We start from the raw sequence: 19829 nt of genomic DNA, 5'->3' as shown, positions 1-19829 counted from the left end.
AGGCAATGTCCGGCCTTTCAATGTCATTAATCAATAACGATTCGTCTTACGGCACCATCCTCGTTTTGGGTGACCGTCACAAAATAAGCACCCTGTGGTTTCTTGCCCAGATCAATCTGACCAACAAACTCACCCGAAAAATCTTTGATTTCCCGGCGGGCAACCTCCTTACCTTTCGGATTGGTCACAACAATGCTCACGTCCCCTTTAGCGGGGGCCGTAAACCGAATGTTGAGCCGGTCCGTATCCGGATTGTTGGGGTAAGCATCCAGGCCACGGATGGTTGAGGGTTTACCGTTGAAATTACGTGACCACTCCTCAAACGGCCGTACCAACTGCTGATCCCAGTCTTTAGGGAATTGAAACCGGAATCGGCTCATCCGATCGGCCAGCGAATCGGCCCCGCGCCGGAATTCATACTCCCAGGTTTGATCATTCGGTTCCGAACGAGGTAATCTGCCCCGCTGAACGTATACATCGCCCGGTGCACGCCGATTGCGGGGCGTAACGCGCTCGCGGGTAATGGTTCGGTCGCCGTCGTTATCCTCAACAATGATTGTCATCTGCCGTTTACCCCCCGCGACTTTCCGGGCGGCTTTGAGCGAATCGACCAGTTTCATAACCAGTTTATCCCGCTCAGGATCAGTCATGCCGTCAATACGATAGGTGCGTTCAATTTCGCGTACCTTACCGCCATCACGCTCAATGATTCGGACGTTTACTTCATCGGGCTTTGAAGGAGCCTTCCCCGGTTTCTGAGCCACGGCCACGCTGCTAAGGCAACCAATAAAGAGCAGAGCCGGCGCGAACCGGTACAAAAGAATACGTGTTTTTTTCATGGTGTTAAGCGTTATCAATGGGATAACCGGGTAAGTCAAAAGCCGCTAATGGACGGGTTGTTAAAGTTTGTTAAAGACTTAATGCGCCGTGCCGTCATTCGTACTTTTACCAATAACCCCAGTCGTTTTTCTATAGATGAAAATAACGGCTGAAGGTTGCATGGAGGTTGAAAAAAATGTCAAGACAACGCATACGCTGGATTGTAGTGCTGATGGCGGTCGGTTTACTGGGTCTTATCGGACTGCAGTCATACTGGATCGGGAGCGCGCTGCAGTTGCAGAAAGAACAGTTTGATTATAAAGTGACCGATGCCTTACAGGAGGTTGTCCGGACACTCGAACGGCAGGAAATCCTTTACCTGACCCGGCAGCGCGTTCAGGCTCGTGAACAACAGGAACGGCTGATGGCCATTGCTAAAAAAGGCACTAGTCCGCTTGCGTCCGATTCCACCGCTGCGCCCAAACTCCCCGGAGGCCGTGAGAAACTGGCCTCGGTAAGTAAACGGCCAAAGCGCTCAAAAGCAGGTTCTACTCAACAGCCCGTGCCGCAGCGTGTACCGTATGATATGGCCCCGTTTGGTACAATCGTCGTGCAGTCCGATGCGCTGCATCCCGTTGCGCATCCGCTTTCGGCGGAGCAAATGGCGGTGGTCGAAGAGTTCTATCGGCAGCAGGATGAACTAATGGCGGTAGGGGACTGGCAGACGCAGCTAATCCAGCAGCAGCGCTTCAGCGAGTGGGTCGATCAGGTAGTGGCAAAAGAACTTATTCAGTTGAACGGCCAGGTGGCTCAGTCGGCTCGTCGGCAGGATTCGCTGGCAAAGACGGTTAAGAACCGCGTTCGGCGGGCAGCCCAGCAACCCCAAAAGCGGCAACCCGCTCAGGTAACATTGACGCCAGATCAGCCAGCTACCATCGTTGGTACACCGGCCAGCCTGAGCTCGCATAAAGCGGGCGAACAGACTAAGGTGATCAAAGACGTACTGAAGGGACTCCTGCTATCCGATCGGCCTATTGAGGAGCGGATCAACCGTCTGGCGCTGGATACGTTATTGCGACAGGCGTTGCAGGAGCGGGGTATCAACATTCCGTTTGCCTTTGGCGTTCGTACAAAGTCTCAGCCCGCTTTTCTGTTTACATCGCTCGGTACAGACCCCCATCAATTCCAGGAAAATGGCTATAAAGCAGCGCTGTTTCCGAACAATATGCTTGAAACGGGCAATTACCTGCATATCTATTTCCCGACGCAAAAACAGTTTATTTTGAACCGGCTAGGCTTCACGTTCGGCGCTTCGGCGGTGTTGATTCTGGTCATTCTGGCGTGCTTCTATATTGCTATCAACACGATTGTCCGTCAGAAAAAACTGGCTGATATCAAGAACGACTTCATCAATAATATGACCCACGAGTTTAAAACGCCGATTTCAACAATTTCGCTGGCCGTGGAGATGGCGCAGGAACAGGTGGGCAACTCGTCTGCCAATGGTTTCCGGCCGGACAATGATCCATCGGGAAAGGAGCGGCTGACGCGTTATATGGGCATTATCCGTGATGAAACCCGCCGACTTGGTTCACACGTAGAGAAAGTGCTGCAGATGGCTTTGCTAGACCGGGGAGAAATCAAACTGAAACTTTCGTCGGTCAACGTACACGATGTCATTGAGAAAGTCCTGAACACAATTGGGTTGCAGATTGAGCAGCGAGGGGGCGACGTAGACCTTCACTTCGACGCCGACCGTGAAGTTGTGGAAGCGGATGAGGTGCATCTGACCAACATTTTATACAACCTGCTCGATAATGCCCTGAAATATTCGCCTGATAGTCCACATATTACCATCAGGACACGTAGCTTACCCGATGGGGTTAGCCTGACCGTTGCTGATCTGGGGATAGGTATGACCAAAGAGCAGACTAATCGGATTTTTGAAAAGTTTTACCGCGTGCCGACCGGTAACCGCCATGACGTGAAAGGATTCGGGCTGGGGCTGAGTTACGTCAAGAAAATGATTGATGAACACCACGGACAGATTCTCGTTGAAAGTCAGCCGGGGAAAGGAAGTTCATTCGAGGTGATTTTACCCTATAAAATCAGTGAATGAGCGAGGATGAACGCCGGTTAGGGTCCACGTTTCGCTCATTCACTAGTCACTAGTTTACGTATGCCAACCATTTTACTCGTCGAAGACGATCCCAATTTAGGCCAGCTTGTGCAGGAGTACCTGACCATGAAAGGTTATCCAACCGATCGCGCCACCGATGGTAACCAGGGCCTGCAGCAGTTTATGGCTGGTAACTATGACCTGTGCATCTTCGACGTAATGATGCCGAAGAAAGACGGCTTTACGCTCGCAAAAGAGGTGCGCATGGGCAATCGCGACGTACCGATCATTTTTCTGACGGCCAAAGCCATGCAGGAAGACGCCATCCAGGGCTTTAAGGTTGGTGCGGACGATTACGTCACCAAGCCATTCAGTATGGAGGAGCTGCTGCTCCGGATTCAGGCTATTCTGCGTCGTTATCAGCGCTCGGCCGATTCAATGGAGCCCAGCGTTTACCAGATTGGCTCATTCTCATTTGATTACCCGCATCAGCTGCTCACCCGTACCGGCGGCAACGGTACTGTAGACGGCACCGACCTGCAGCCGCAGAAACTAACCAGTAAGGAATCAGAGTTATTAAAATTGCTGGCCCAAAACCTGAACCAACCCGTTAGCCGTAGCTTTGCGCTGAAAATGGTCTGGGGCGACGATTCGTATTTTAATGCCCGGAGCATGGATGTGTACGTAACGAAGCTCCGGAAGTACCTTAAGGAAGATTCAGCTGTGCAGTTGGTGAACGTGCACGGAGAGGGTTTCAAATTGATTGTTTAATCAGGTAAAAGGTCCTGGGATATAATGTCGTCCTGACTAACCTCACTGCAATTCTAAAAAGTCAATGAACTTAATCAGACGTCCGCGTCGGAGCCGTCAGTCGGCCGCTATTCGTGACATGGTCCAGGAAACTCGTCTGTCAGTTTCCGACTTCATTCTGCCACTCTTTGTTATGGAAGGGCAAAACGTGCGAAGCGAGGTTGTGTCTATGCCCGGTATCCATCGCTTTTCGACGGATTTATTACTCGACGAAGTGCAGGAGTGCCTGGATCTGGGTGTTAAGACCTTTGCGCTGTTTCCAAACCTGCCTGAGTCTAAAAAAGATAAATACGCAACGGAAAGCTACAACCCAGATGGTTTATACCTGCAAACCGTACGGGCCATTAAAGATCGTTTTCCGGAGGCCGTTGTCATGACCGACATCGCCATGGACCCCTACAGTTCGGATGGACACGACGGCATTGTTGAGAACGGTAAAATCCTGAATGATCCTACGCTCGAAGTCCTGGGGAAAATGGCCCTTGCCCAGGCGCAGGCCGGAGCTGACATCGTCGGGCCTTCGGACATGATGGATGGCCGGGTGGGCTACATCCGGCAGGTGCTGGATCAGAAGAATTTTCAGGATGTAGCTATCATGGCGTACTCGGCCAAGTATGCCAGTGCCTTTTACGGCCCTTTCCGTGATGCTCTGGATTCAGCGCCTAAATTTGGCGACAAAAAAACGTATCAGATGAATCCTGCTAACAGTCGGGAAGCCCTGATCGAGGCCCAACTTGATTACGCCGAAGGGGCTGATTATCTGATGGTTAAGCCGGCTATGGTCTATCTGGATATTATCAAGCTGCTAAACGATAATTTCCATCTGCCCATTGCTGCCTATAACGTCAGCGGTGAGTACGCCATGATTAAAGCGGCTGCCCGCAACGGCTGGATTGACGGCGAACGAGCCATGATGGAATCCCTGACAGCCATTAAACGTGCGGGCGCAACCATCATTTTGACTTACTTCGCCAAAGAGGCAGCGCATCAGCTGATTAATAAATAATTAAAGTTGAGCGAAATGCTTAGGTAATTTTGACTAAGCGTCGTGTGTTTTCTTATTTTTGTTCAATAGAAACGGAACTGTTTCTTTTTTGTGCAGGGGTAACCTATGAGAAAACATTTACTCTTCATCACTTTAATTGCTTTATTGTTTAATTGTAAGCCTGATGCGGTCAGCCCCAATGCGATAGCGTATAACTCTGGCAGACTGAAGGCCTTTAACGATAAGCCTATAAAATTTGAAACTATTGTTATTCTGGGGTCATCGACGGCTTCGGGCGTTGGTGCATCGCAGTATAAATACTCATGGGCAGGTCTGCTGCGCGGTAATTTTTTCAAAGGGCAGGTCGTTAATCTAGCGAAGGGCGGCTATACTACTTACCATATTCTGCCGAATAACGCCAGCCATCCGGGCGGTCGGCCCAGCTCAGATACATTGCGAAACATTACGGCTGCTCTGGCCCGGAAGCCAACCACGCTGATTATCAGCATGACGACTAACGACGTAGCCAGTGGGGTGAGTATAGACGAGATTATGTCTAACTTAAACCTGATCCGGGCAAAAGCAATTGCCGCCGGGGTCAGGCAGGTTATCATAACTACCTCGCATCCCCGCAAGATTAATGCATCAGCTACGGCAAAATACATTCAGCAGCGCGATCGGATCATGCAGACCTATGGAGAATCAGCCGTGAATTTCTTCGATCCGGTTGCCGACTCTGAAAAGTGCTTTAAAGCAGAGCTGCTTTCCGGCGATAATCTCCATCCCAACGATAAAGGTCACGAAATTCTGTTCGAACAAATCAGGAAGGCACTGAAACTATAGACGCCTTTAACGATTCCCGAATAGCCACTTGAAGCGGGTGCGGTTCACGATTTTTACGAATAGCAGCGTAATTGAGTAAATTATCAGAAACCGCAGCAGACTGACGCCCACCAGCTCAAGCCCCGAAAAAACGGGCTGAAAATTCAAAACCTTCATGGAGGGCAATGCCAGCGAAGCCTTGTTGAGAGCTGATACCACGAAAAGGTGATATAAATAAACACCGAAAGATTCGTTCCTTGGGTCTAAAAAAGGCAGATATTTCAGAAAATTGTGGCCCAGGAGCCAGACAAATATCGCCAGAGAAAAAAGCTGGTTGGTGAGTCGGAGCGAATTCGTGGGTTCGATTGAGCCTGATTTGTGAAGATAATGGGACTCCGCCAGCGCCATCAGTAAAGTGATTAACAGGGCCGCTGTAGTCCACAAACTTGGCAATCGTTGCAGACGTTCGATTAAGTTGGGCGTTCGGGCTATGTATACACCCAGCCATAGATAAAAAACGAACGCTGGCACAGCGAACGTATGGCGAGGTTCAAACCAGACAAAGTGAATGTTGATTGCATACACCAGCGACACTGCGCCCGTGACCCAGCCAAACCAGGCAGAGCGGGTATATCGCCAGAACAGGAGCAGGATACCTAACGCAGCCAGAAAGTTAGCAATGAACCAATAGGTTGTAAAAAACAGCACCATCCATAGTTTCGTTGCCAGTGCTGCCACCATCTCAGAGCCTATCGTAAACGTGCCTTTGAAAAATCCAAACCCTACGGATTTGGCATAAAACAAACCAAAGGCGACCAGAAACGGAATACCTACCACGATTAATCGTCGCTTGTAGTACCGCCAGGGCGACTGGCCAGCCTTGAGATTCTTACCCAACAAAAACCCCGAAATAGTAAAAAAACAGATCGTACCAAACTTTAAGGGTTGAACCAGTAATAACATCGCCTGTGCCTGACCGGGCGTAAAGATGTCAAACGGGTTCTCGGGCACTGAGTCATTAATCACGGAGGGCATCGCCAGACTATGCTCATACACAATTGAGACCATAGCCACCAAGCGGATCCAGTTAACAAACGTAAAGTTCGGTACGCTAACGCTAGTTGGTCTTTCAGGGAAGGTTAAAAGATTATCTGTCTGCACTGTTCGAAAGCGATTAAAAAGGAAAGAGAACTACTTTTGTGTGGATTAAATCGGTTGTGGTGACAAAGTTTCTAAGCCTGCAACGGTCGTTTCTAAGGTATAGTATCTTTAAATTTAAGATTTTGAATAAGTGGAGAATTGACCTATGGACCAGATTCTGATTAGAAATGCTACGGTTATAAATGAAAATCAAATCACTGAAACGGATATTCTAATCGGTGATGGTCTAATTCGAAAAATTGGTTTGAATTTGTCAGACGCTCTGGTTAACCGTGTCATTGATGCTCAGGGTAAATACCTATTACCGGGCGTTATTGATGATCAAGTTCATTTTCGGGAGCCGGGTCTGACGCATAAAGCGACAATACGTTCGGAGTCACGAGCGGCCGTAGCCGGGGGCGTTACCAGTTTTATGGAAATGCCCAATACAGTACCCAATGCGCTGACGCAGCAATTGCTGGCCGATAAGTATGCCATAGCCTCTCAATCGTCTCTGGCGAATTATTCATTCTTTATGGGTGCATCGAACAGCAATCTCGACGAAGTATTGCGAACCGATCCGCGCGCCGTTTGTGGAATTAAAGTGTTTATGGGCTCATCTACGGGTAATATGCTGGTGGATAATGAGCGGGTGCTGGACGAGCTTTTTGCCCAGAGCCCCATGCTGATTGCCACCCACTGCGAAGATGAAGCGACCATCCGGGCTAATACCGAACAATATCGGGCTGAATACGGCCCTGATGCACCTGCCCGCATTCATCCTCTGGTACGTAACGAAGCGGCCTGCCTCATTTCATCGTCAATGGCTGTTGAACTGGCTCGCCGACACAACACCCGCCTGCATATTCTGCATATTTCGACCGCTGACGAACTGCCTTTATTTGACCATACGTCATTGGGTCCTGTACCGTTGCGCGACAAGCGAATTACGGCTGAAGTGTGCGTACATCACCTATGGTATGATAGTCGTGATTATGAGCGCTTAGGGAATCAAATCAAGTGTAATCCGGCTATAAAAGCTTCTCATCATAAAGAAGCCTTGCTGGCTGCGCTTCTGGACGACCGGCTGGATATTATTGCTACAGACCATGCTCCCCATACCTGGGAAGAAAAGCAGCAACCCTACTGGCAGGCACCGTCGGGCCTGCCGCTGGTGCAGCACCCGCTGCTGATGATGCTGGAATTTGTCAAACAGGGCAAGCTGTCGATGGAAACCCTCGTCCGAAAAATGTGCCATGCGCCAGCCGAGTGTTTTCAGATTGACCGCCGTGGCTATATTCGTGAGGGCTACTGGGCCGACCTAGTCCTGGTTGATATGAACCAGTCAACTACCGTAACCAAAGAGAATCTCTACTATCATTGTGGCTGGTCGCCACTGGAAGGTTTCACGTTTGGCGCCAGCGTAACGCATACAGTTGTATCAGGAGAACTAGTTTACGCGGACGGCGAATTTTTAAAAGCCCGTGCGGGTCAACGGCTCTCCTTTGAGCGGTAAGCGCGAAAATTTTTCAAAAACTCTTGCGTAGTTGCATTTCCAGACCGTATCTTTGCATTCCCAATCACGGGGAAGTGTCACGCCGAAGTGGTGAAATTGGTAGACACGCACGTTTCAGGGGCGTGTGTCTTTACGGACATGCGAGTTCGAGTCTCGCCTTCGGCACAAAGCCTGTCAGCAATCGCTGGCAGGCTTTTGCTTTCTTATACTTATCATCAAAGTGGTGGCAATGGATTGAGTACCATAAAAAATTCGCCTGGCAATAAACCAGGCGAATTTTTTATGGTATTCAGAATAGCTGATTATGCTACGGTTTCTTCGGCTTCAACGAGACTATGCTTCAGCAGATATTCAGCGATTTGAACGGCGTTCGTAGCCGCCCCTTTGCGGAGGTTATCGGCTACAATCCACATATTCAGCGTTTTAGGCTGGGTTTCGTCACGGCGGATACGGCCTACAAACACATCGTCTTTACCATGCGCTGTTAGCGGCATTGGGTATTCAAAGTTTTTCGGATCGTCCTGCACGATAACGCCTTCCGCATTACGTAATAACTCCACAACTTCGCTCAGCTCAAATTCATTTTCGAACTCAACGTTAACCGCTTCCGAGTGGCCACCAATGGTAGGAATGCGTACTGTCGTAGCGGTTACCTGAATGGAATCATCGCCCATGATTTTCTTGGTCTCATTGACCATCTTCATTTCCTCTTTGGTGTAGCCATTGTCGAGGAAAACGTCAATGTGAGGGAGCACGTTCAGATCAATCGGGTGAGGATAAATCTTTTGCACGTCCGACCGACCTTCGCGTTCAGCAAAAAGCTGGTCAACGGCTGCTTTACCCGTACCCGTAACCGACTGATAAGTTGAAACTACCACGCGCTTCACTTTGTAACGGTCATGGAGCGGTTTCAGCGCTACCACCATCTGGATGGTTGAGCAGTTAGGATTCGCGATGATTTTATCGGCCGGGGTCAACGTATTGGCGTTGATTTCGGGAACAACCAGTTTCTTGGTTGGGTCCATCCGCCAGGCCGACGAGTTATCAACGACGGTAATGCCGGCTTCAGCAAACTTAGGGGCCAGACCCAGCGATGTGCTGCCGCCAGCCGAGAAAATCGCAACGGCGGGTTTAGCCGCAATGGCATCCTCGAAGCTAACTACTGTGAACGGTTTACCCTTGAACGTAACCTGTTTACCCACTGAGCGCTTGGAAGCAACGGGAATCAGTTCAGACACGGGGAAGTTGCGTTCTTCCAACACCTTCAGGATTTCGCCACCGACTAGGCCGGTAGCCCCTACGACTGCGATTTTCATAATTAATTGTACGGATTATTAAGAAATTGACCGCAAAGGTACGCTAAAAGTTTGACGGACAGTAAGTACGCTCCGAAAAAATTGAATCATCCTGTGAATTCTAACGGATTAGCTAAAGCGGTAAGACGCTACATAACTCATAATTTCGGCATACGTCAGTAGTACCATTTATACCGGATGAAGCCTGTTTAAGAAAACACATGCACCTGGTTTGGCGTAACGCACATATCCAGCCGAACATCGGTTGGTTCGACGTCATCAATCAATTTTACGGCTTCAACCAGAGATAAGCCCACTTTCAAACAGGTTGGAGAGCATTCGGCCAGAAACCGGTCGTAATACCCTCGTCCATAGCCAACGCGGTGACCCCGTTTATCGAACGCTAACAGAGGAACAAAGACCATCTCAATGGCCCCAGGCTTTATCTCAGTAGCGACTGGGTCAGGCTCCGGAACTCCCCAGCGGTTTTCTGCTAACAGCGTATCAGGCTCAAGAAGGTGATGCGTAAGCTGATTTTTTGTCGTGTCGGTTATAGAAACGGCAACCTGGCTTTGTGGAGAATCGAGCCGGAGACGATTAATCAGGAGCCAGGTATCGACCTCATTCTGCCGCTGGATAGGCAGAAACATGTGAATAAGCGGGGCAGTTGCTAAACGCGTCTGTACGGCAGAAAGCCCGAAAAGCAGGTCTGTAATCCGAACGCTTTGCTGCGCTACTTCCTGTGCCGATAAACCTCGTCGGGCCGCGAGAAAATGCCTTCGCAGTTCGGCTTTTGTTCCGCCCCTCAACGTCTCTTCAGGCCGGGTCATGATTCCAGACAAAGCTGCATCTGGTAGTTGAACGGGTCGAAGGCTGCTAACATTTTACGTAGAAACTGCCGATCGTTGAGATAAAACGTCAGGAAATTTTCGCTGCGCTCCTGCAGACCACCGTTCGGAAACAGTTCATTTTTTACCGCCAGCAGTTGCCGGACACCCGTTTCCTGATTACGTTCCTCAGCGCGACGCATCTTCTGCTCAAGCCGGACAACGGCGTTCGCGAACCGTTTTGTTTCGGCCAGAACGGCCTTTTCGAGCGTAGGGTCAACCATCTGTGCTTTGTGCAGAATAGCATCGAGCGCCTGATTAACCGTTTTATTCTCTTTATCGAACTTCAACGTATGCCGGGTGTGGTGCTCGACAAACGCACGCTTAAGGGTAATCGTATCCTGAAACAGCGCTTCGGGCGTCAGACCCAGTTTATGAATACGTTTAGCCGCGACTGCCGGAACATACATGGCAAAATTACGCGGCATGAGCAGAGGAAAAGGGGCTTTAAAATACTCGAAAACACTCTTGAGCTGTAGCCAGTAGGGCACCTCGGATGGACCGCCAATGTAAGCCAGATTAGGCAGGATGGTTTCCTGGTACAAAGGCCGCAACACTACGTTTGGGCTAAAGCACTCCGGGGACTCATCCAGCAGGGCCAGTAATTCATTTTCTGAAAAACTAAGCTTTGTATGCAACACTCGATACGTACCGTCCTCCCGGCGTTCAATCCGTTCCCGAAGCTGATCCTCCAGATAAAATAGATTAATGTCGCGCGGAGCGATGACGGTCTTATAGCCCAACTGTTCCAATTGCTCTGTCCGTTCCTGCACTAACCCGCCCGATGTCTGCTTTAAAAGCTCATCGCGCATAACAGGCGAGAAAATGCGTTTCAGATCACGGTCGTCGGCATCCAGACAGATCAGGCCTTCGGCGCCAAATAACTCATTAATGTAATAGCGAACGGCGTCGGCCAAGGTTGTATGGTTCAGGTAAGCCGTCTCAAATAGGGTGAGTTTTTCGGGTATCTGGCCAAAAAGAGTTTTCAACTCCTGCGGATTCATGCGGCCAACGGCCCCGCGCTGTTCCGTCTGCCAGACGTAATGTTTACCAAACAGGGAGAAATGATTGATCTCGGCAAAGTCGTGATCCTCAGTAGCCATCCAGTAAACCGGCACAAAATTAAATTCCGGATACGCTTCTTTCAACTGCCGGGCCAGCGTAATCGTCGTGATCAGCTTGTAAACAATGTAGAGCGGACCCGTAAAAATATTCAACTGGTGCCCTGTCGTTACGGTAAAGGTGTTCGGCTGAAGCAGTGCCGAAACGTTGGGTTTGTTGTGAATATGCTGGTATTGCCGTTCGAGCGAACGGACCAGAATCTGTCGGGTAGCCTGATCCAGTTGTTTTTCCTGTATCTGCTCCCGAAAAGCGGCTAAATCCGGAAAGCGGCTGTAAAAGGGGCGAAGACTGTCTTTTTGGCTGAGGTAATCAAGGAAAAGTTGAGAAAACTGGCCGGTGGATGCGAGCGGCAGGTACTGACAGTCCATGCAGGTTGGGATTTATTCGGGGCAACAACAGAAAAACTTGCAAGGTTCGACAGGAAAGCCGCCAATCCCGATCAGAGTTTTAAACTCTGATCGGGATTGGCGGCTGCCTATATTCTTAAACCACAACCTCGCCATATAAATCAAACTCTTCAGCGCGGTGAATCCGGACGTTGGCGAAGTCGCCAAGTCGTACGTACTGGCTGGCTGGAACCAGAACTTCGTTATCCACTTCGGGCGAATCGGCTTCGGTGCGTCCGATAAAGTAACCGCCTTCTTTCCGGTCGAAAAGCACTTTATAGGTCCGGCCCACTTTCTGCTGGTTTAGTTCGTGCGATATTCCCTGCTGAAGTTCCATCAGAGCGTCGGCTCGTTCCTGCTTTACGTCGTCGGAAATATCGTCAGGCATGGAGAAAGAGTGCGTATTTTCTTCGTGCGAATACGTAAACACGCCCAGCCGGTCGAAACGCATCCGTTCAACGAAATCATAGGTTTCCTCAAACATCGCATTCGTTTCGCCAGGGTGTCCAACAATCAGGGTCGTCCGCAGGGTAATGTTGGGTACCCGCTCGCGGATGGTCTGAATCAGGCCCTCCGTCTTTTCGCGCGTAATACCCCGGCGCATCAGCTTGAGCAGTTCCGTTGATCCGGTCTGCAGCGGCATGTCCAGATAATTACAGACGTTCGGCCGGTTGCGCATAACGTCCAGGACTTCCAGCGGAAAGCCCGATGGATAGGCGTATTGCAATCGGATCCAGTCAATGCCACTAACATCGGTCAGTTGATTAATCAGGTCTGCGAGGTTCCGCTTTTTATACAGGTCCAGTCCGTAGTAGGTCAGGTCCTGCGCAATAAGAATCAGTTCTTTTGTGCCACGTCGTGCCAGCGACCGGGCTTCGGTCAGCAATTCATCTATAGGCCGGGAAATGTGGCTTCCGCGCATGAGTGGAATAGCACAGAAGGAGCAGGGACGGTCGCAGCCTTCCGCAATTTTTAAGTAAGCGTAGTGAGCCGGGGTCGTCAGCAAACGTTCGCCTACCAGTTCGTGCTTATAATCGGCCCGGAGCGTTTTTAACAGGCGCGGGAGTTCGTTGGTCCCAAACCACGCGTCTACGGTTGGCATTTCGACTTCCAGCTCGTCTTTGTAACGGTGCGACAGGCAGCCTGTTACATACACTTTATCAACTACGCCCGCATCTTTAGCGTCAACGTAACGCAGAATGGTGTTGATTGACTCTTCTTTCGCATTGTCAATGAAGCCGCACGTATTGATGACGACAATGTTGGCGTCGTCTTTCTTCGATTCGTGCGTTACGTCCATGCCGTTGCCCCTGAGTTGCGTATACAGCATCTCCGAATCCACCAGGTTCTTTGAGCAACCGAGCGTAACGATGTTAATTTTATTTAGACGTATTCCTTTGGTTTTCATTTATATAGGGCTTATGCCCACCTGTATTTCTGAATAGCGGACAACTTGTCCGCTCTGCTTAAAAAACGGCTTGATGGGTAATCTCTACGATGACCGTTTCCGCTTTACCGTTCGTTACACTGACGGGGAAAATATTGTTCTGGCCATCCGTTAGATTGGCGTAAAGTCCTTTCGGCTCACGCACCACGACCGAGTATTGACCGGCCGGAAGGTCTACACAGAATTTACCATCCTTACCTGACCGAACGGTTTTAACTGGTTTGGCCTCATGTACGGATTTGATGAATCCGTTGTCGCCCATATCGACCTGACTCGCGTTGAGGAGCGGAAAAATCAGGACTTCGCGCTCGGCGGGCGAACCACCAGAGCCGGGCCGTGGCGCTCCGGGGCCAGGCATCTGGTTACCACGCTTTACGATAACCGTGCCGCAGATACCCTGTTTAACGGAGGGCTGATTTGCCTTTCGTCGCTGCGATTTCTGAGCGCAGGCAGTGCCAAGTGCGAGCAGCAATACGGCCAGTAATATATGAGCGTTACGCATAGCAGAGAATAGAGATTACTTTTTAAAGAACGAATCCACAAACTCCATCTTGTTGAACGTCTGGAGGTCGTCTATCTTTTCGCCGACGCCAATGTACTTAACCGGAATCCGGAACTGATCCGAAATACCGATAACTACACCTCCTTTGGCGGTACCGTCTAATTTAGTAATCGCCAGGGCGGATACTTCCGTTGCTTTTGTAAATTCGGTTGCCTGAATAAAGGCGTTTTGACCGGTTGAGCCATCGAGAACCAGCAGCACCTCATGGGGCGCATCGGGCGTAACTTTCTGCATCACGCGTTTGATCTTAGTGAGCTCATTCATCAGGTTCACCTTCGTATGCAGACGGCCAGCGGTGTCGATAATCACAACATCGGCGTTCATATCGGTCGCTTTCTTGACGGCATCGAAAGCAACGGCCGAGGGGTCGGTATTCATACCGTGTGAAATGACGGGTACGCCCACCCGATCGCCCCAGAGCTTAAGCTGGTCAACGGCCGCTGCCCGAAACGTATCGCCCGCGCCCAGAACAACCTGTTTACCCCGCTTATGGAACTGCGCGGCCAGTTTACCGATGGTTGTCGTTTTGCCAACGCCATTCACGCCCACGACCATGATTACATATGGTTTCTTGTCAGCAGGAAGCGCGAAGTCGTCGCTTACATCCGTAGTATTATTATCCGAAAGCAAAGCCGCAATCTCTTCGCGGAGGATACGATCCAGTTCGTCAGTGCCCATATACTTGTCGCGGGCCACGCGCTCCTCAATCCGCCGGATAATCTTTACGGTTGTCTCAACACCTACATCCGACGAAATCAGGACGTTTTCTAATTCATCCAGCACTTCTTCGTCAACGGTCGATTTGCCAACGACCGCCCGACCAAGCTTAGAGAAAAAACTATCCTTTGTTTTCTCCAGTCCTTTATCGAGCGTTTCCTTCTTTTCCTTCGAAAATAAACCGAATAAAGCCATTGTAGTGATCTATGAGTTGGTCAGTGAGTCGGTTCGCCGATTAGCTGTTAGACCCTTCAGATACTGGGTTTCGATAATAGTGATTCGCAAGCTAAGCGGCTCATCTACTGACAAACCGTTTTTTAACAAAAAAAGTCCCACTGGGCCGTTCAGGCTGTGGGACTTCCTTATGTCGTTGTACTGGAAGTTGACAACAAACGGGCTTAGCCTTTCAGCGCAGCCTGTACTTCGTCAACCGGAACCATCTCTTCTTTGAAGGTGTACGCGCCGGTTTTGGGCGATTTCACGGCTTTGATGATTTTAGCGAAAGCTTTGCCGTTATCCTTCGTTTTCAGGGTTGCAACTACCTTTTTTGCCATGTCGTTAAAGTGGTAAGTGGTCTCAGATTATGTTCATTAAAAGAACAACCCTCGTGAGCCACATGTTCCTTACTTAATTTCTTTGTGCAGCGTTACTTTTTTGAGGAACGGATTGTATTTCTTCCGCTCGATACGGGCCGGCGTGTTCTTCCGGTTCTTCGTAGTAATGTACCGGGACATGCCGGGTACACCGCTGTCTTTCTGCTCGGTGCATTCCAGAATAACCTGGATTCTATTGGCGCCTTTCTTTGCCATTGCTAATGATCGTTTTCTCGATAAGGAGCGCAAAGGTACAAAAAATGTTTTATCATGCCAACACCTTTCTCTGAAAAACTAATGATTTGTAGCTGGTTAAGCGTAAAGTATGTCGGTGTTTTGACTTTCGGGCGCTACGTACCGACCTTTGGCGAAGAAACCAGATCAGTAGTCCCTTTAAATGTATTAGGCTGGTGCAGAGGTTCAGCCCAGTTCACTAGCATACTACTGTCTGGTAGACGCTTATGACTACGCAAACTATTCAATACGAATATGCCCCCGGCCATTTTCAGGCATCGGAACCGACGTTTTATCGTCCGGACATGCTCAACGAGGGCGAAATGATTCTGAATATGGGTCCGCAGCACCCGTCTACCCACGGCGTTCTGCGGCTCGAAGTTGTGACGGACGGCGAGATCATTGTGGACGTAGTGCCGCATCTGGGTTACCTGCACCGCTGCTTTGAAAAACATGCGCAGTCGCTGCCGTTCAACCAGACAATTCCGTTCGTGGATCGGCTGGATTACCTCGCTGCTATGAACTCCGAACATGCCTTTGTGATGGGCGTCGAACGGATGTTGGGAATTCAGGACGATATTCCTAAACGAACGGAGTATATCCGGGTGCTGGTTGCCGAGCTGAACCGGATTGCGGCTCACTTTGTCGGGATAGGCACCTACGCCCTGGACATCGGTGCCTATACGCCGTTTCTGTGGCTTATGCGCGATCGGGAGCATATCCAGCGTCTGCTCGAATGGGTGAGCGGTGCTCGTATGCTATACAATTATATCTGGATTGGCGGGTTGTTCTACGATTTACCGGTGGGCTTCGAAGAGCGCTGCCGTGAATTTGTGCAGTACCTGAAACCTAAATTAGTAGAGTTGCAGCAGTTGGTCATTGAAAACGAAATATTTGTAAAGCGTACGGCAAACGTAGGTGTTTTGCCCCTGCCGGTAGCCATCAGTTACGGTTGTACAGGCCCCATGCTACGTGGTTCTGGACTGCGCTACGATCTCCGGCGGGTCGATAGCTATTCCGTTTACCCGGAACTGGATTTTGATATTCCAATTGGTGAAGGACAGATGGGTACGGTTGGCGACTGTTGGGACCGTAATAATGTCCGGGTGCTGGAATGCTGGGAATCAATCCGCATCGTTGAACAATGCCTGGACCGATTGACGGGTGACTACATACGCACGCGGGATTATGACCCCCAGGCAGTTGTGCCAAAGAAGATCCGGCCAAAAGCGATGGATTTTTACGCCCGTGCCGAGAGTGCCAAGGGCGAGTTAGGTTTCTTTTTCCGCACCGATGGCCGATCGGATGTGCCTGTGCGCTGCAAAGCCCGATCGTGCTGTTTTCATAACCTGTCGGTTATCGGCGAGATTAGCCGGGGGGCCATGCTGGCCGATTTGATCGCGATTATGGGCTCGGTCGATGTAGTGATGGGGGAAGTAGACCGGTAAGCGACCGGCTTATTGCAGCACCAGAATGTCTTTAGTATTCCGGCCAAAACCGTCATAATCGAGACCATAACCTAGCACAAACCGGTTTTCAATCTTAAAGCCTACGTACTGTAGGTCAATCGGTTTTTTTAGGGCGGCTGGTTTAAAGAGCAGAGTTGCCACCGCGATTGATGCTGGGCTACTAATCTGGAGTTGGTTACAGACTTCTCCAATCGTCAGACCTGTGTCAACAATGTCCTCAACAACGATCAGATCTCGACCTTCTATCGATTGATGCAGCCCCAGAATCTGCTTTAACTGGCCGGTCGATTCGGTGGCGGTATAGGAGGCAACCCGGATGAACGTAATCTCGCATGGAATCGTCAGGTGCTTCATCAGATCGGCCGCGAACATGAACGCTCCGTTCAGTACCACCACGATCAACGGCTGTTTGTTGGCATAATCCTGGTTTATCTGTTCGGCCAGTGACTGAATCCGCGCCTGAATGGCATCGGCAGTTATAAACGAAACAAACGTTTTATCTTTAATCGTTAGCATATGCGCGTCGGCGAAGGTCAAAGGTACAATCAGGGTAGGGTAGCGGACAAAATTTTGCCGAAAAATAAGCAGACGCAAACGGACTTTAGCTCATTTGCGTTTGTTATACAACGTGCCTGATTGGTTCTATCTGGTCGCGTTACTCACTAAAAACCAGCATATAGCGAATGAAGAAATTAGTGTTGACGGTATGGCTGATTGGTCTGGCAGTATTGGCTCAGGCCCAACTCTATGACCCGTCGGCCTTTGACAAAAAGTATGATGGTCTGCTTAAGCACCCCGGCGTGCAGATTGAGTCGGCAGAGGCTATCAATCAGATGTACAATTACAAGTTCTACGAGGCAGATAAGGAATTCCGGTGGCTACGCTTGCGCTACCCAAAGCATCCCATGCCGTATTTCATGATGGGGCTGGCCGAGTGGTGGAAGATTGTGCCCAACACTGACGTAACGGATTACGACGACAAGTGCCTGATGTATATGGATTCGACCATTGCATTGGCCGAAAAGCTTTACGATGAGAGCGAGAATAAACTCGAACCAGCATTTTTCCTGGCGGCTGCCTATGCGTTTAAAGGTCGTCTTTATTCCGAGCGAAAAAAGTGGGCAAAAGCAACCCTGGCGGGAAAGAGCGCTCTGAAATATTTTGATAAGTGCAAGGGAAATGCTGACTTCAGCCCGGAGCTGTTGTTTGGCGATGGAATGTATAATTATTATGCCCAATGGATCCCGGAAAATTATCCGCTGCTGAAGCCGATTCTGATGTTCTTTCCGAAGGGGAATAAACAAAGCGGTATTAAACAACTGGAGAAAACAGCAAATACGGCTTTCTATACGCGTGTGGAGGCCCGATACTTCCTGCTTCAGATTTATAGCATGGAAAACCAGTACGATAAAGCGTACGAGATGGCTAAATACATGACCGAGCAGTATCCGGATAATCCGTTCTTTGAGCGGTATTATGCCCGGTCAGCGTTTGTGCAGGGGCGGCTTGTGGAGGCCGAACGAATCTCCAAAGATATTCTGGCGAAGATTGCGCGGAGTCAGTCAGGCTATGAGGCCGTAAGCGGGCGAACAGCGGCCTACATTCTGGCGTATGTTAACCACCTGTTTTATAAAAACCTGCCGGAAGCCAAAAAGTATTACCAGCAGTCGGTTGAGTTTGCTAAACAAACCAATTCTACGAATGCAGGCTATTACTGGGCATCGGTTCTGGGGCTAGGTAAGATTGCAACAGATGAAAAAAACTATGATCAGGCCCAGGCGTATTTGAATGAAGTAATTGACAAGGCCGAGCATAAATCCAGCCAATATAAAGAAGCAAAAAAGGTGCTGGATGAGATTAAGAAGGCGAGAAGAAACGAACGCCGGAAACGTAGAGATTAAAAAAATAAGGCGGGAACTCAGGTCAAGTTCCCGCCTTATTTTATGACTTGAAAACCGATTATTAAGGGATAGGCAGCACTTTGCTTTCCTTAAATGTCGACATAATAACCATGGTCTGAGTGCTGGCAACTTCGTTGATCTCGTTGATCACATCAAGCATCAGCGCCTGATACGTAGAGATGTCTTTCGAAATCACTTTCAGCAGAAAATCGCCCGAGCCCGTGATGTGATGACATTCGATGATTTCGGGGATTTTATTGGCCTTGTCCACAAACGACATAGTGGTTTCTTTTTTGTGCCCAACCAGCGTAACCATAACAAAGGTTGTAACACCCAGACCAACTTTCTCGCGATTTAGCTGAGCATGGTAGCTCTGAATGATTCCCGAAGTTTCAAGCTTTTTAACGCGCTCCAGAGTCGGGGCGGGTGAGAGGCCAATTTCTTTGGAAAGCTGAGCGTTGGTGATTTTAGCGTTGGCTTGTAAAATTTCTAGTACGTTGCGATCTATCTGATCTAATTTTTGGCTCGACATAAACGAAGCGGTCTATTGAAACGTGGTTGCAGAATGATGCAAAACTACGACCTTTAAAATTAAAAATATCTTAAAAGATATTGGTTTTTTGCAATATGCGAAACAATTGTCGCTCATTCTGGCTTTCAGCGGCACAAAATTAAAGGAAATACACCGTACGCCAAATTAAGGTTTTTGAGATTGCATTTCTTTTATATAGCCATAACTGATGACCTGCGTACGCTAAACCCCGAATCACGTCGTTTAGCGTACCGATTTTCTGAAAAGGATAAAATAATGAGGATGCGCAAGAAGGCAGATTTACCAACAAAAACATGTCCGGTCTGTAACCGGCCATTTACGTGGCGCAAGAAATGGGAACGCGATTGGGCAAATGTGGTCTTTTGCAGTGATGGCTGCCGAACGATGAGCAAACGACAAAAAACGATATCATAAACAACATAGGTCTGGTCGACTGTCGTTATTTTTGGCAA

Annotated in this window: 20 protein-coding genes and 1 tRNA gene; 9 read left to right on the top strand and 12 right to left on the bottom strand. The window is 49.4% G+C overall.

Annotation, left to right across the window (positions count from 1 at the left end):
* Positions 1–26: 26 nt before the first annotated feature.
* Positions 27–839, bottom strand: a complete 813-nt coding sequence (locus tag HNV11_RS22180; protein ID WP_171741747.1) for a T9SS type A sorting domain-containing protein — start codon at positions 837–839, stop codon at positions 27–29.
* Between the two features lie 176 nt (positions 840–1015).
* Between HNV11_RS22180 and HNV11_RS22175 the strand changes: the two genes are divergently transcribed.
* The 4 genes from HNV11_RS22175 (at position 1016) to HNV11_RS22160 (ending at position 5576) form a co-directional block, all read left to right on the top strand.
* On the top strand, positions 1016–2938 hold the full coding sequence (locus tag HNV11_RS22175; RefSeq protein WP_171741746.1) for a sensor histidine kinase: 1923 nt from the start codon (positions 1016–1018) through the stop codon (positions 2936–2938).
* A gap of 60 nt (positions 2939–2998) precedes the next feature.
* The gene (locus HNV11_RS22170; protein ID WP_171741745.1) at positions 2999–3709 is read left to right on the top strand and encodes a response regulator transcription factor; all 711 of its coding nucleotides are present in this window, start codon (positions 2999–3001) and stop codon (positions 3707–3709) included.
* A 64-nt stretch (positions 3710–3773) separates the two neighbouring features.
* Positions 3774–4754 carry a porphobilinogen synthase gene (gene hemB, locus HNV11_RS22165; RefSeq protein ID WP_171741744.1) on the top strand — a complete coding sequence of 327 codons (981 nt, stop codon included), beginning with the start codon at positions 3774–3776 and terminating at the stop codon, positions 4752–4754.
* A 105-nt stretch (positions 4755–4859) separates the two neighbouring features.
* Entirely contained in the window at positions 4860–5576 is a 717-nt protein-coding gene (locus tag HNV11_RS22160) for an SGNH/GDSL hydrolase family protein (protein WP_171741743.1), read from the top strand.
* Between the two features lie 6 nt (positions 5577–5582).
* Here HNV11_RS22160 and HNV11_RS22155 read toward each other — a convergent pair whose 3' ends face one another.
* Positions 5583–6623 carry an acyltransferase family protein gene (locus HNV11_RS22155; RefSeq protein ID WP_171741742.1) on the bottom strand — a complete coding sequence of 347 codons (1041 nt, stop codon included), beginning with the start codon at positions 6621–6623 and terminating at the stop codon, positions 5583–5585.
* Positions 6624–6861: 238 nt separating this feature from the next.
* Between HNV11_RS22155 and HNV11_RS22150 the strand changes: the two genes are divergently transcribed.
* Together HNV11_RS22150 and HNV11_RS22145 are read left to right on the top strand one after the other, a co-directional pair.
* Entirely contained in the window at positions 6862–8211 is a 1350-nt protein-coding gene (locus tag HNV11_RS22150) for a dihydroorotase (RefSeq protein WP_171741741.1), read from the top strand.
* Between the two features lie 81 nt (positions 8212–8292).
* Positions 8293–8376 (top strand) — tRNA-Leu (locus tag HNV11_RS22145).
* Between the two features lie 137 nt (positions 8377–8513).
* Here the strand turns inward: HNV11_RS22145 and HNV11_RS22140 are convergent.
* The 8 genes from HNV11_RS22140 to rpmG all read right to left on the bottom strand — a co-directional run bounded on the left by HNV11_RS22140 (position 8514) and on the right by rpmG (position 15436).
* Positions 8514–9527, bottom strand: coding sequence for an aspartate-semialdehyde dehydrogenase (locus HNV11_RS22140; RefSeq protein WP_171741740.1), 1014 nt, complete (start codon positions 9525–9527; stop codon positions 8514–8516).
* Between the two features lie 188 nt (positions 9528–9715).
* Entirely contained in the window at positions 9716–10336 is a 621-nt protein-coding gene (locus HNV11_RS22135; protein WP_171741739.1) for a 5-formyltetrahydrofolate cyclo-ligase, read from the bottom strand.
* Complete coding sequence (gene bshC / locus HNV11_RS22130; protein ID WP_171741738.1) at positions 10333–11883, bottom strand: bacillithiol biosynthesis cysteine-adding enzyme BshC; 1551 nt, start codon at positions 11881–11883, stop codon at positions 10333–10335. Before bshC ends, HNV11_RS22135 begins: the two co-directional genes overlap by 4 nt.
* Before the next feature lie 115 nt (positions 11884–11998).
* The gene (rimO, locus tag HNV11_RS22125) at positions 11999–13309 is read right to left on the bottom strand and encodes a 30S ribosomal protein S12 methylthiotransferase RimO (protein ID WP_171741737.1); all 1311 of its coding nucleotides are present in this window, start codon (positions 13307–13309) and stop codon (positions 11999–12001) included.
* A gap of 58 nt (positions 13310–13367) precedes the next feature.
* Positions 13368–13850, bottom strand: a complete 483-nt coding sequence (locus HNV11_RS22120) for a hypothetical protein (RefSeq protein WP_171741736.1) — start codon at positions 13848–13850, stop codon at positions 13368–13370.
* 15 nt (positions 13851–13865) lie between these two features.
* On the bottom strand, positions 13866–14822 hold the full coding sequence (ftsY, locus tag HNV11_RS22115) for a signal recognition particle-docking protein FtsY (RefSeq protein WP_171741735.1): 957 nt from the start codon (positions 14820–14822) through the stop codon (positions 13866–13868).
* A gap of 203 nt (positions 14823–15025) precedes the next feature.
* Positions 15026–15181 carry a DUF4295 domain-containing protein gene (locus HNV11_RS22110; RefSeq protein WP_171741734.1) on the bottom strand — a complete coding sequence of 52 codons (156 nt, stop codon included), beginning with the start codon at positions 15179–15181 and terminating at the stop codon, positions 15026–15028.
* A 69-nt stretch (positions 15182–15250) separates the two neighbouring features.
* A complete protein-coding gene (rpmG, locus tag HNV11_RS22105; protein WP_012929817.1) occupies positions 15251–15436 on the bottom strand; it encodes a 50S ribosomal protein L33 in 186 nt (61 codons plus the stop codon).
* A gap of 245 nt (positions 15437–15681) precedes the next feature.
* Here rpmG and HNV11_RS22100 point away from each other — a divergent pair, with 245 nt between their 5' ends.
* Positions 15682–16902 carry an NADH-quinone oxidoreductase subunit D gene (locus HNV11_RS22100; protein WP_171741733.1) on the top strand — a complete coding sequence of 407 codons (1221 nt, stop codon included), beginning with the start codon at positions 15682–15684 and terminating at the stop codon, positions 16900–16902.
* 9 nt (positions 16903–16911) lie between these two features.
* Here the strand turns inward: HNV11_RS22100 and hpt are convergent, their stop codons facing one another.
* Positions 16912–17439, bottom strand: coding sequence for a hypoxanthine phosphoribosyltransferase (gene hpt / locus HNV11_RS22095; protein ID WP_171741732.1), 528 nt, complete (start codon positions 17437–17439; stop codon positions 16912–16914).
* A 167-nt stretch (positions 17440–17606) separates the two neighbouring features.
* On the opposite strand from hpt, the gene HNV11_RS22090 reads away from it, so the two are divergent.
* A complete protein-coding gene (locus tag HNV11_RS22090) occupies positions 17607–18824 on the top strand; it encodes a tetratricopeptide repeat protein (RefSeq protein WP_171741731.1) in 1218 nt (405 codons plus the stop codon).
* A 61-nt stretch (positions 18825–18885) separates the two neighbouring features.
* On the opposite strand, the gene HNV11_RS22085 is transcribed toward HNV11_RS22090, so the two are convergent.
* Positions 18886–19356 carry an Lrp/AsnC family transcriptional regulator gene (locus HNV11_RS22085; RefSeq protein ID WP_171741730.1) on the bottom strand — a complete coding sequence of 157 codons (471 nt, stop codon included), beginning with the start codon at positions 19354–19356 and terminating at the stop codon, positions 18886–18888.
* A 276-nt stretch (positions 19357–19632) separates the two neighbouring features.
* Between HNV11_RS22085 and HNV11_RS22080 the strand changes: the two genes are divergently transcribed.
* The gene (locus HNV11_RS22080) at positions 19633–19791 is read left to right on the top strand and encodes a DUF2256 domain-containing protein (RefSeq protein ID WP_171742282.1); all 159 of its coding nucleotides are present in this window, start codon (positions 19633–19635) and stop codon (positions 19789–19791) included.
* Positions 19792–19829 lie beyond the last annotated feature (38 nt).

It is taken from the genome of Spirosoma taeanense, assembly GCF_013127955.1.
Taxonomy (GTDB): Bacteria; Bacteroidota; Bacteroidia; order Cytophagales; family Spirosomataceae; genus Spirosoma; species Spirosoma taeanense.
This window is presented reverse-complemented; position numbering and strand designations above follow the sequence as displayed.